General features: G+C 58.4%; 14 protein-coding genes and 1 pseudogene. 6 read left to right on the forward strand and 9 right to left on the reverse strand.

Annotated features, from left to right (window positions below; translation table 11 throughout):
* Both A3730_RS05445 and A3730_RS05450 read right to left on the reverse strand, forming a co-directional pair.
* Window positions 1–269 (reverse strand): rhodanese-like domain-containing protein (locus A3730_RS05445; RefSeq protein WP_231883857.1); only part of this gene is annotated, 269 nt, incomplete at its 3' end.
* Window positions 266–448 carry a hypothetical protein gene (locus A3730_RS05450; protein WP_063537662.1) on the reverse strand — a complete coding sequence of 61 codons (183 nt, stop codon included), beginning with the start codon at window positions 446–448 and terminating at the stop codon, window positions 266–268. The genes A3730_RS05450 and A3730_RS05445, both read right to left, overlap by 4 nt.
* A gap of 170 nt (window positions 449–618) precedes the next feature.
* Here A3730_RS05450 and upp point away from each other — a divergent pair, with 170 nt between their 5' ends.
* On the forward strand, window positions 619–1,245 hold the full coding sequence (upp, locus tag A3730_RS05455; protein WP_063520338.1) for a uracil phosphoribosyltransferase: 627 nt from the start codon (window positions 619–621) through the stop codon (window positions 1,243–1,245).
* Window positions 1,246–1,299: 54 nt separating this feature from the next.
* Window positions 1,300–2,616 (forward strand): uracil-xanthine permease family protein, encoded by a 1,317-nt coding sequence (locus A3730_RS05460; RefSeq protein ID WP_063520339.1) that lies wholly within the window; start codon window positions 1,300–1,302, stop codon window positions 2,614–2,616.
* Here A3730_RS05460 and A3730_RS05465 read toward each other — a convergent pair.
* The 4 genes from A3730_RS05465 to A3730_RS05480 are packed head-to-tail and all read right to left on the reverse strand — an operon-like array spanning window position 2,613 to window position 4,588.
* A complete protein-coding gene (locus tag A3730_RS05465; protein ID WP_063520340.1) occupies window positions 2,613–3,035 on the reverse strand; it encodes a VOC family protein in 423 nt (140 codons plus the stop codon). The genes A3730_RS05460 and A3730_RS05465 overlap by 4 nt on opposite strands.
* A complete protein-coding gene (locus A3730_RS05470; protein ID WP_063520341.1) occupies window positions 3,028–3,576 on the reverse strand; it encodes an SRPBCC family protein in 549 nt (182 codons plus the stop codon). Before A3730_RS05470 ends, A3730_RS05465 begins: the two co-directional genes overlap by 8 nt.
* A gap of 13 nt (window positions 3,577–3,589) precedes the next feature.
* Window positions 3,590–3,919 (reverse strand): helix-turn-helix transcriptional regulator, encoded by a 330-nt coding sequence (locus tag A3730_RS05475; protein WP_063520348.1) that lies wholly within the window; start codon window positions 3,917–3,919, stop codon window positions 3,590–3,592.
* Window positions 3,920–3,964: 45 nt separating this feature from the next.
* Window positions 3,965–4,588, reverse strand: coding sequence for a DUF2459 domain-containing protein (locus A3730_RS05480; RefSeq protein ID WP_063539253.1), 624 nt, complete (start codon window positions 4,586–4,588; stop codon window positions 3,965–3,967).
* Window positions 4,589–4,754: 166 nt separating this feature from the next.
* On the opposite strand from A3730_RS05480, the gene A3730_RS05485 reads away from it, so the two are divergent.
* Together A3730_RS05485 and A3730_RS05490 are read left to right on the forward strand one after the other, a co-directional pair.
* Window positions 4,755–5,174, forward strand: a complete 420-nt coding sequence (locus A3730_RS05485; protein ID WP_063520343.1) for a DUF1090 domain-containing protein — start codon at window positions 4,755–4,757, stop codon at window positions 5,172–5,174.
* Window positions 5,175–5,358: 184 nt separating this feature from the next.
* Window positions 5,359–5,763, forward strand: coding sequence for a VOC family protein (locus tag A3730_RS05490; protein WP_063520344.1), 405 nt, complete (start codon window positions 5,359–5,361; stop codon window positions 5,761–5,763).
* Between the two features lie 290 nt (window positions 5,764–6,053).
* On the opposite strand, the gene A3730_RS05495 is transcribed toward A3730_RS05490, so the two are convergent.
* A complete protein-coding gene (locus tag A3730_RS05495) occupies window positions 6,054–7,316 on the reverse strand; it encodes a 6-phosphofructokinase (RefSeq protein WP_007151519.1) in 1,263 nt (420 codons plus the stop codon).
* Between the two features lie 266 nt (window positions 7,317–7,582).
* Between A3730_RS05495 and A3730_RS05500 the strand changes: the two genes are divergently transcribed.
* Complete coding sequence (locus A3730_RS05500; protein WP_063537666.1) at window positions 7,583–8,107, forward strand: hypothetical protein; 525 nt, start codon at window positions 7,583–7,585, stop codon at window positions 8,105–8,107.
* 144 nt (window positions 8,108–8,251) lie between these two features.
* Here A3730_RS05500 and A3730_RS05505 read toward each other — a convergent pair whose 3' ends face one another.
* Together A3730_RS05505 and A3730_RS05510 are read right to left on the reverse strand one after the other, a co-directional pair.
* Window positions 8,252–9,256, reverse strand: a complete 1,005-nt coding sequence (locus tag A3730_RS05505) for a lipase secretion chaperone (RefSeq protein ID WP_063520346.1) — start codon at window positions 9,254–9,256, stop codon at window positions 8,252–8,254.
* Window positions 9,257–9,315: 59 nt separating this feature from the next.
* The gene (locus A3730_RS05510) at window positions 9,316–10,272 is read right to left on the reverse strand and encodes a triacylglycerol lipase (RefSeq protein ID WP_063520347.1); all 957 of its coding nucleotides are present in this window, start codon (window positions 10,270–10,272) and stop codon (window positions 9,316–9,318) included.
* Between the two features lie 209 nt (window positions 10,273–10,481).
* Here A3730_RS05510 and A3730_RS05515 point away from each other — a divergent pair.
* Window positions 10,482–10,883, forward strand: a pseudogene (locus tag A3730_RS05515) (AraC family transcriptional regulator); the annotation flags it as partial.

Here is a 10,883-nt window from a genome sequence, read left to right on the forward strand (position 1 = left end):
CCAGACTGGCAATACAGCACAATATCTTCCTTGCGATACTGCTCCATCATGTCCAGGTGGTGTTCCATCTGCTTGGCGGGCACCATGATGGCGCCTGGAATATGCCCGGCCAGATATTCGTCTTCATCGCGCACATCGATAATGATGGGGGCTTTGCCGTCCTGCATTTGCTGCTTCAGTTCGCTCACCGAGAGGCTGTCAGCGGCCCATAGTGGCGCCGAGAGCACGTTCAATAGGGCAAAGATTGAAACAATCAGATAACGCTTCATGGTTGAGACTCCTGTCGATTTTCCCATTCCTGCAGTTCCTCCCAGAGTTTTTCCGCGTCGCGTACCATGCTGGCGATGGAGGGTTTGGCTGCGGGATTGGAAAAACTGGCTGCGAGAGCGCGGCTGGCACACTCATAAACAAACGCTTTTTGGCTCATTTCGGCAAGGGTTTTGTTCACGGTTTCTCCCTGTTTTTCTTTTCTTTGACGTTAGCACTGCCTGGTTAGTGAGGATAGCCCGGTGCGGGACAGCGTGTGCACCGGTGACATTTTCGCTGTAGCCGTCACAATATCGCCATTGCCGGAATGATCCGTGCCCTCGTTTAGCTTGTCTCCAGGAGTCTGCAGCCATGAGTGTCCACGAAATCCATCACCCGTTGGTAAAACACAAACTCGGCCTGCTGCGCCAGAAAAGCCTGAGTACGCGCAGTTTCCGCCAGCTCACCGCGGAAGTGGGCAGCCTGCTGACCTATGAAGCCACCAGCGACCTGGTGCTGGAGGATTATCAGGTGGATACCTGGATGGGCAAGGCGCCGGCCCAGCGCATCAGAGGCAAGAAAATCACCGTGGTGCCGATTCTGCGGGCCGGACTGGGGATGCTGGATGGCGTGCTGGAACTGATCCCCAGTGCCAAGGTCAGCGTGGTGGGTGTGTACCGGGATGAGGCAACCCTGGAGCCGGTGGCCTATTTCGAGAAGCTGGCCCACGATATCGACGAGCGCATGGCGCTGGTGATCGACCCGATGCTGGCGACTGGTGGCTCCATGCTGGCCTGTATCGATATGCTGAAAAAAGCCGGCTGTACCCAGATTCGTGCCCTGGTACTTGTGGCAGCCCCGGAGGGTATTCGCAAGGTCCAGGAGGCGCACCCGGATGTCTCCCTTTACACCGCTTCGGTGGATCAGGGGCTGAACGAAGAGGGCTATATCATGCCGGGCCTGGGAGATGCCGGAGACAAGATTTTCGGGACCAAATAACCGGGTATCGCCCGGTGGCCTAAGCCACAGGCAATCACAAATCAGGAGCTGTACATGAGTCAGGCCGGCGGATTCTGGAACTGGAAAATCATCCTCATCGGCGCGCAGATGCTGTTTGTGGCTTTTGGGGCCATGGTATTAATGCCGTTACTGACCGGGCTGGATCCCAGTGTGGCGCTGTTTACCGCGGGGCTGGGCACATTGTTGTTCCAGTGGATTACTCGCCGTTCGATTCCTGTTTTCCTGGCGTCCTCGTTTGTCTTTGTGGCACCGATTTCCCATGGGGTACAGCAGTGGGGCGTGCCGGCCACCATGGGGGCGTTGTTCTGTACCGCTGTGGTCTATGTGATTCTGGGTGCACTGGTGAAGTGGCGGGGGCCGGGCTTTCTGCACCGCCTGATGCCGCCGGTGGTCACCGGCCCCATCATTATGGTCATCGGGCTTAGCCTGGCGCCCACGGCGGTGAACTTTGCCATGGGCATGTCCGGCAACGGTGAACTGCAGATGTTTCCGTACGCGGATGCCCTGCTGGTCTCCATGGTGTCGCTACTGACCACCATGCTGGTGGCCACCCTGGGGCATGGTTTATTTCGGTTGCTACCGATTCTGTGTGGCGTGATGGCGGGTTACCTGACCGCCCTGGCCATGGGCATGGTGGATTTCTCCGGGGTGAGTCAGTCGAGCTGGTTGTCAGTGCCGACCTTTATTGCACCCACGTTTTACTGGCCTGCCATCCTGTTTATGGTGCCGGTGGCGCTGGCGCCAGCCATTGAGCATGTGGGCGATGTGCTGGCCATCAGTAACGTGACCGGCAAGGACTACATTCGCAAACCCGGCCTGCATCGCACGCTTACTGGCGATGGCGTGGCGAGTATGGTGGCGGCCCTGTTTGGCGGACCGCCCAATACCACCTACTCGGAAGTCACCGGCGCGGTGATGCTGACCCGGGTGTTCAATCCGGTGGTGATGACCTGGACGGCTATTTTCGCCATCCTGCTGGCGTTTATCGGAAAGTTCGGCCTGCTGCTGCAAAGCATCCCCACGCCGGTCATGGGCGGCATTCTGATTCTCATGTTCGGGTCGATTGCCAGTGTGGGCATGAATACCCTGATCAAGGCGCAGGTGGACCTGCACGCTCAGCGCAACCTGGTGATTGTGGCGGTTACGCTGATTTTCGGTATCGGTGGCATGGTCATGGGCAACGGTGACTTTACCTTGCAGGGCATCAGTCTGTGTGGCCTGGTGGCGGTGTTTTTGAATCAGGTCTTGCCCCATGCTCCGCCCGTCACGGACGACCTGCATGAAGAGCAGGAATACGTGGAGGACTTGCTGGAGCACGCCCGTAAAAACGGGCGTGATGACCGTTCCTAGACATTTTCCTTCGCGTCACCGGGTGCGGTGACAGACAATTGCCATGACACCCCGAAGCAGTCCTGCACCCAGCCGAACCAGGGGCTGAAGTCATAGCTGTCCAGGGGCATCAGCACGGTGCCGCCGTCTGCCAGTTTTGCAAAGGTGTCGGCTACTGCCTGTTTGTCCTTCAGGGCAAGACACAGCGAGGTCGATGGGGTGAAATCAAAGTCGTGGGGCACAGGGCTGTCAAAACAGTGTATCCGCACGTTGCCGATACGGCACCAGGCGGTTTTCACCTGGCCGTTTTCACCCATCTCGTCCGGGCCGTAGAGCGTTCGGCTCAGCAGCTCTAACGGAGCGATAGCGCTGTCGTAGAGATCGAGGGCCGCGTTGGCCCGGCCCTGAAACATCAGTTGCACGGTTAGCGTGTCAGTCATGCGGGGCCTCGCTTTCCTGCAAAACGCGCTGATAGTGCGTTTCCCATTGTGTGTGTGTTGGCCAGAAGGACGAGCGGGGTTGGCCGTTCAGCTCTTCGGCCAGAATGCCCAGATGGGTGTGCCAGCCGCTGGCGACACTGATGCGGGTGTTTTCGTCAGCGGGCAAGCGGTGGTGGGTAAGCCGTAAATGAACCTGGTCGCCCTGCGCGCTCAAGAAAAAGGTGACTTCGCCTTCATTGTCACCCCAGGTATGGGCCAGCACATGGGGTGGCTCAAAGCGGGTAATGATGCCAGTCAGCGTGGCTCCACCTTCAATGGATTTGTACTTGTCCGGGGCCGGCTGGATATCCTCTGACAAATCCTGATGACGGAAATGAATCACCACTGCGCCACCCACAAACTCGCCCAGGGTGCCGCCACCCAGCCAGCGAGCGCGTTTGTCCGGGTCGGTCAGGTAGGCCCATACGCGCTCAATGGGGCCGGGCAGGGTGCGTTCTATCGTCAGGGTCGTAGCGTCGTCGAATCGTACATCGGTTTCCATCACAAACCTCCTGTCAGTCTCCGTCCTTGAGCGCCTGTTCCAGCGCGTCCAGTTTGTCGTTCCAGAACACCCGATAGCGTTGTAGCCAAGCGTCTGCCTCCGCCATGGGGGCGGCGTTGAGTCGGCAATGGTGCCTTCGGCCCTGCACCTCCCGGATAAGCAGCCCGGCCTTCTCCAGCACTTTGACGTGCTTGGAGGCGCCAGCAAATGACATGGCGAAAGGCTCTGCCAGTTCGCCCACGTTGCAAGGGCCCTGTTCCAGTTGTTGCAGCATGGCCCGCCGGGTGGGGTCGGCAAGAGCAGCAAAAACAGCATCCAGATGTTGATCGTTTTGTTTAACCATAAGGTTGAATTTATAGGTGCGGGAATGAATGTTCAACCATTTTGTTTAATGATGGCCGGGTTCCCGACAGGCGGTGCGTCCGGTGAGTTGCTGCATGACGCCGTTGGCGGTCAGCGTCAGGTAGCCCATGGGAATATCGAGAGCGGTGAGTCGCCGGGCCGTCCAGCTGTTACAGGTATTGCCGAGCCAGAAGGTACCGTGCGCAGGAAAGAAACGGCTGTCGCCATACAGCCCGGGGGCAGCGTCGATGGGGGTGCCGTTATCGTCCAGCACAAAGTCGTTGGCGATTGCCCGTTGCAGCGCTGCCAGTTGCATCCTGCTGACGCACAGCGGCTGAATATCCCCGTGGGGGAGCGTTTCGGGGTGCCGGTCAAGTGCGACCACATGCAGCACGCTGTTCGTTGGCCACAACATGGCGCGGACCAGTCGCCAGGTGCTGTTGTCCTGGCGGTAGAAGGCATCATCACCCCAACCCATTTCATAGTAGGCGGGTTTCGAAAAATAGGCAGGGAGAAACTGCAGTGCAGGATCGAGCTGCTCCGCAGGGAAGGCAATACCGGTATGCCAGCGATGGCGTACTACCAGTACGGTCACCTTGCTGTCATCGGCCGGGCTGTCGCCCGGTAACGACAGCAGCCCCGCAAGCATCACTACAGCAAAACGCATCATGGCCCCAGTGTAGCCGGTGATCTGATGGCAATCATGTGCAAGCGGCGCGCGATCTTGTAACGTCAATAAACCCGGCAAAGCCGGGTTCGGCACGGTCAATACCTGCCCGCGGCAAGACCGGACTGGAATTAACCGATACCCACGGGCCATTCAGGGAGAGAAGATAATGGACAGATCGAAAACCAGATTTGCATTCACGGTACCCGCGTTAACCGCGTTAGTGGTTGGCTCACTTTCAGCATCAGTGGTGGCCTCTTCCCGTTGCGATGGCCTGGTCGGCTGTGAACGGAAGTTCTGTGAGATTGAAACGCAGATAGATTACGCCGAGAAGCAGGCCAATGCAGATAAGGTCGCCGGGTTGAAAAAAGCCCTTGCCGAAGCCCGGGACCATTGCACGGATGACTACCTGCGCCAGGAATTAAAAGACGATATTGAAGAATCGCGAAGTGATCTTCTGGACTATCAGGAAGATCTGGACGAGGCCCGGGCTGATGGTGACGAGGAAAAAGTCGCCAAGTACCAGAAAAAGATAGCGGACGAGATAGCAGAGCTGGAGGCCTTGCAGAAGGCCTTGTCCGAATTTTGAGTGATCGCGTACCAGGGCCCCGCCATTTGTGAAGGCGGGGCTTTTCTGGTTAATTGGCTTATAAAAAACGTGGCATTGGTGGGCGGTTGTGCGTCTCGCCGCCACGGGAAGGGAAGCCAATCGATTAGATCATGAAGGCACATTGTGCCAGGACCCCCTAATGACTAATCAAGGAGACAGCACCATGACTCGAATGATCTTTGTGAACCTGCCCGTGGCGGATTTGACGGTAGCCATGAACTTTTACTCTGCACTGGGGTTTGAGAACAACCCGCAATTCACTGACGAGACGGCTGCCTGCATGGTGTGGAGCGAAGCGATCCATGTGATGCTGCTGACCCACGACAAATGGCGGACCTTTACGGACCGGCCGATTCCACCTTCCTCTTCCAGTGAAGTGATGCTGGCGCTTTCCTTTGATAGTCGTGATGCGGTGGATGCGGTGGATGCGGCCGCTGCGAAGAACGGTGGCACTGCCGATATCAACCCGGTTCAGGATCTGGGGTTTATGTATAACCGCAACCTGGCGGACCCGGACGGGCATGTATGGGAAATGATGTGGATGGACATGGCGGCGATGGAGGGCTAGTGCTGGCTCCCCGATTCCTGTCCGAGCTACGAAGCCCCTCTGTAGGAGTTCCCTTCCAGGGGACGAACCCGAGCCCAGGCGAGGGAAACGGGGTAGGTTCACCTCATGCCTTCATTCAGTTTGTTGAAACCTGAAGTCCCTGACCGACCTTCGATCGATTCCGTGCTTCGCACGGTTCGTCCCCTGGAAGGGAACTCCTGCAGGGGGGGTGAAGGCGTGAATCTGGAGTAGAATAAAAACGCCCCGCGATGCGGGGCGTTTTTCGTTGCGGGGTGTGGCTTAGGTGTGGCTTACACCTCGAAGGCGTCGTTCAGCTTCTTGGCCACCGGGGCCAGTTTCAGCTTGGCGAACTGCGGCAGGCCGTTTTTGAAAGGCGGGTAGGACTCGCCACCAATCAGCGGCTCCAGGTAGGCGCGGCCGGCAGGGGTGATGCCGAAGCCATCCTTGCTGATGTACTTGCGCGGCATTTTCTTTTCCACGTTGGCGACTTTCTTCAGTGGGGCTTCGCCGATGGTCCAGCTGTACTTTTTGGTGTCCTTGCGAACCACGGTGGGCATGACCGCATTCTTGCCGGCCACGGCGAATTCCACCGCGGCACGGCCCACGGCGTAGGCCTGCTCCACGTCGGTGGCGGAGGCAATGTGGCGTGCTGCCCGCTGCAGGTAGTCGCTCACCGCCCAGTGGTATTTGTAGCCCAGTTCGTCTTTCACCATCTGTGCAATGACTGGCGCCACGCCGCCCAGCTGCTTGTGGCCGAAGGCGTCGGTGTTGCCGGCGTCGGCCAGGAAGGTGCCGTCTTCGTAACGGGCGCCTTCGGATACCACGATGACACAGTAACCGGCTTTCTTGACGGTGGCGTCCACCTTCTTCATGAAGGCGGCCTTGTCGAAAGCAATTTCCGGGAACAGGATCAGGTGCGGCGCATCATCGGCGTCTTCCTTGGCCAGGCCGGCGGATGCGGCAATCCAGCCCGCGTGGCGGCCCATGACTTCCATCACGAACACCTTGGTGGAGGTGGCGCACATGCTGGCCACGTCCAGGGCGGCTTCGCGGCAGCTCACTGCGGTGTATTTGGCCACGGAGCCGAAGCCGGGGCTCACGTCGGTGAAGGGCAGGTCGTTGTCCACGGTCTTGGGTACGTGGATGGCCTGAATCGGGTAACCCATCTTCTCCGACAGCTGGGAGACTTTCAGGCAGGTGTCGGCGGAATCGCCACCACCGTTGTAGAAGAAGTAGCCGATGTTGTGTGCCTTGAAGACTTCGATCAGGCGCTCGTATTCGCGCTGGGAGGTCTTCAGGTCTTTCAGTTTGTAACGGCAGGAGCCGAAGGCGCCGCCCGGGGTGTGCTTGAGCGCTTCAATGGCGCTTTTGCTTTCTTTGCTGGTATCGATCAGCTCTTCAGTGAGTGCGCCGATGATGCCGTTCCGGCCGGCATAAACCTTGCCGATGACATCTTTGTTTTCCCGGGCGGCTTCGATGACGCCGGCAGCGGAAGCATTGATGACGGCGGTGACACCGCCGGACTGAGCGTAGAAAGCGTTTTTACGCGCCATGTGAGACCCCTTGATTCAATTTGCGTGCATTCTAGCGAAGCAGGCCATGAAACACACCTGCAGTTGTCGGACGAAACAAAGACAAGCTACGAGCTTCCAGCTGCGAGACGCGGGATGGGTAGGTGCCTGCGTGTTGCGCTGTGCCCGCGATATTAAGCGGGGGGAGGAGGAATAGCGGCAGTGGTTTTATGTTTTCTCGTAGCTAGACGCTCGTCGCTAGTAGCTGTTTCTCCCCGGCTCTGAAAGAATAGCGGCCCGGAGGATCCATGACTGTATTGATGACCCTGTTTTGGCGGTTGGCCATATTTCGTGCCAGCCCGGAGAATGCCCCGTATTCTCCATCGTTGCTGGCGCTGGTGCTGGCCGGCTGGTTTGTGTTGCAGCTACTGGTGGGCAGCCTGCAGACCGCATTGCCCATTGGCGTGTTGGTGAGCAGCCAGTTGCTGTCGTTGGCGGTGGTGCTGGCGGGCACAGGCCTGTTGCTATCGTTCAAGGGGCTGCAGGGGCGCTGGTTGCAGACCGCTCTGTCGCTGGTGGGGGTGGATGTGATTCTGACCCTCCTGAGCCTGCCGTTGCTGGCGCTGAATGCCAGCATGGAGCAGTCGCTGAGCGCGATCGAGCTGCTGTATCTGGTGCTGGTGAGCTGGCAGTTGGCGGCGCAGAGTTTTATCTACCATCGCTCCCTGAATGTGGGGCCCTTCCTTGGGCTCGGGGTGGCCATGACGTTGCTGGTAGCCAGTTATGCGGGTGTGGTGCTGTTGTTGCCTGAGGTGGTGACGGGCCCAGGCTGAGTGGCAGTCGGCATCTGATCCAGTGGTCCGGGCAGTACTGGCAAAACAGCGAATGAGGGAGCGCAATAACCTTTCGTTCTCTCAGCCTGCCCGCCGGTTATGTAGGCGCTGTCGGATAGTCGGGCCATTCTGCCGCGTTGCTGATTAATTGAGGCGATCCAGTGCGGCGGCACGTTGCTGCTCGCTGGCGTTAAAGAGGCGAGCTCGCAGGGCATCCAGCTGTTCTTTTTTGTCGTCGCTGCTCAGGGCGGCGTGATTGATCTGGTCTCGCTGCTGCGTGTAATTCTGATAACGGTGTCGCCAGGCCTGACGCTCTGCCTCCAGTGACTGCAGACGCAGGGCGGCGGCATCGCCGAATTGCTGCTGCCGGAATGCATACAGCTCCTCGGCACTGGCTCCCTCTTGTTTCATCGACTGTTCCCGGGCCGGAAGGTGCTGCAGGTCATACTGCTGCTGGTATTGCTTTGCCAGCGCCTGCGGAAGGGTGCTGCGAAGGGCTCTCAGGGCTGCCGTCTTTTCCTCATCGGAACGGTCTGAGGTCATGATGTCGTGCCGCTCCAGGCTGAACCGGTCGTAGCGATCTTCGTCGGCGAACAGGGTATTGGCGGTATCGGCGCCGAAGGTCTCTTGGCGTAGTTGTTGACGCATTTGCAGTTTACGGCGGATGTCGTCATCGCCATTACCGGAATAATGGGCGGCGTAATCGCCGCTGGCGAATGCGGTGCGGTAATGGTGGTAGCGGTCAAGCAGGTCAAGCAGGTCAGCAGCGGCGATGGCGCCGGCGTTTTGTCGTGCCCATTGCTCCATCAGTTTACGGATTGTCGCGTCCGGCATTTCTCCACTCAGGGAAAGAAAGTAATCCATGATCGCCTTGCTGCTGCTGTTTGCGATCAGGTGACCCTGTGAGTCGGTCATGAGTTTGCCGGGAACCTGTGTGCCCGATAAGGAGGTATTGGCCAGTGCGTCGGAGAACGCCGGTTTGGCAATGCCGGGTGACTCGGTGGCCGGCCTGTGGGTGTGGCTGGCCTGCGCATCGGGTTGCTGTTGTGCCGGTTGAGCATGCTGGGGTACAGGAATACGTTTGAGCCCCCAGAATACCCCGGTGGCCAATACAAAGACGGTGGCCAGAAGTGCAAGTGTGCGTGTCATGGTCTTGTCTCGATCCGGATTGCCCCGCAGGAAAGCCGGTCCCTGCGGGGATGGTTGCGTTACAGGCCAGCGTTTTTCAGGCGGTTGGCCTGATTGCGGTATAACGTTTTCGGGTCGGTTTCCCACCCCATCAGGCCGAACAGCTGGCGGATGGCATCCGCGTGGTTGTGGCGGTAGTTGTGGCGAATGGGTTTGCCCAGGTACATGCCGCACAGGGGCAATACACCGTCATGCTTGACGCCGGAAGGGAAGGCAAACTGGGTGACGGTGACCAGCAGGCTGTCGAACGGGTCGAGCAGGTTGGTGTGCACGCCGGTACCGCCCCAGGACCAGTAGCGCACACCATTGACGGAATGCTGGCCGCTGGTGCCACAGGCAGAGCTGGGCATGGCCTGGGGGTAGCGTTGATTGAACGCAGCCATGCCTGCGGTGGTGGAATCGGCGAGTACTGCCGTGGCGGACTGGTCATTGGCATTGGGGCCGCCGGATGCCATTTCCCACAGGGCGCCAAACCCCCCGGCGATCATGTCGGCGAGCCCTTCCGATACGCTGCCTTCAGGCAGTACTCCACGAATGATATCGGCAACCCGGGTGCCGCGGTTCTCACCGTGCACGGAGGTAACCGACGCTACCAGATCCGGGCGCACTGCTGCCACATAGCGGGCGGTGGGGGCGCCCTGTGAGTGAGCGATCAGGTTGGCTTTTGGCGCCCCGGTGACGGCCAGGTAGTTTTCGATCTGGGTAATCAGTTCTTCACCACGGTATTCATTGCTTTGCAGGGCACTGACGTTGCTTTCGTACACATCCGCACCGTAGTCGCGCATGTCATCGGCGATACCGTAGAAATAATCGATACCGGCAATGTCATCGAACGCGATGATGCCACCCACCAGAACGATGGGGTAGCGGGTGTCGGCGTAGTGTGTGTCTTTTCCGAACCAGGACCAGGCATGGGCCTGGCTGGTGCTTAATATCAGAACGGTGGCCATGATCAGGCCACGGGCGATGATCGACATGTTTTTTCTCCTGTTTATTAGAATGCAGCCGGCGCCATGGCTGCTGGTTTTGTTTGTCGACGACTGGACTATAGGAAGGTTTGGTGATACTGACTTGTAGGAATGGGGCGTGGTCGAATCGGGTTTTTGGCGCACTGTGACGGGATTCACAGGCACTACTGATTCGATGCAGTAAGTCTGCAAAGACTGTTTTTCAGTCGAGAAAAAATATGGAAGACAAGAATAATAATCTGAATGAACAAGCCGACGTGCCACCTTCCACGTTGTATCTGTGGCGTTTGAGAACGCTCTATGTGGGCTATCTCGGCAGCCGTATTACTTTTTCAGCCGGGGCGCATACCCTGTTGTTTGGCCTGGAAGATGACGTGTTGCTTGACGTAAGCGGAGAGAGATTTCGTGCTCGAACGCTGTTGTTGCCTGCCGGTGTCTCGTTTACCGCTGATCCGCAGGGAAAGCAGATTGCCTGTTGTTTTCTGGATCCGCTGGGCCGGGATTATTTGTTTCATCAGCGTTTGATGCAATGGCGCGAGCCCGGCTTTTACTCTGATTCTTCGCTGCAGGGCAGGCAGCTGTCGGTACTGAAGCAGGCATATCGCGATAGCCTGGATGCC

It is taken from the genome of Alcanivorax sp. HI0044, from assembly GCF_001634945.1.

Bases quoted from the DNA above. Each gene is read 5' to 3' on its own strand.
- A3730_RS05505 (WP_063520346.1), bottom strand. From the start codon at position 9,256: ATGACACGCACACTTGCACTTCTGGCCACCGTCTTTGTATTGGCCACC.
- A3730_RS05460 (WP_063520339.1), top strand. From the start codon at position 1,300: ATGAGTCAGGCCGGCGGATTCTGGAACTGGAAAATCATCCTCATCGGC.
- upp (WP_063520338.1), top strand. From the start codon at position 619: ATGAGTGTCCACGAAATCCATCACCCGTTGGTAAAACACAAACTCGGC.
- A3730_RS05470 (WP_063520341.1), bottom strand. From the start codon at position 3,576: ATGGAAACCGATGTACGATTCGACGACGCTACGACCCTGACGATAGAA.
- A3730_RS05495 (WP_007151519.1), bottom strand. From the start codon at position 7,316: ATGGCGCGTAAAAACGCTTTCTACGCTCAGTCCGGCGGTGTCACCGCC.
- A3730_RS05490 (WP_063520344.1), top strand. From the start codon at position 5,359: ATGACTCGAATGATCTTTGTGAACCTGCCCGTGGCGGATTTGACGGTA.
- A3730_RS05475 (WP_063520348.1), bottom strand. From the start codon at position 3,919: ATGGTTAAACAAAACGATCAACATCTGGATGCTGTTTTTGCTGCTCTT.
- A3730_RS05510 (WP_063520347.1), bottom strand. From the start codon at position 10,272: ATGTCGATCATCGCCCGTGGCCTGATCATGGCCACCGTTCTGATATTA.
- A3730_RS05465 (WP_063520340.1), bottom strand. From the start codon at position 3,035: ATGACTGACACGCTAACCGTGCAACTGATGTTTCAGGGCCGGGCCAAC.
- A3730_RS05500 (WP_063537666.1), top strand. From the start codon at position 7,583: ATGACTGTATTGATGACCCTGTTTTGGCGGTTGGCCATATTTCGTGCC.
- A3730_RS05480 (WP_063539253.1), bottom strand. From the start codon at position 4,588: ATGATGCGTTTTGCTGTAGTGATGCTTGCGGGGCTGCTGTCGTTACCG.
- A3730_RS05485 (WP_063520343.1), top strand. From the start codon at position 4,755: ATGGACAGATCGAAAACCAGATTTGCATTCACGGTACCCGCGTTAACC.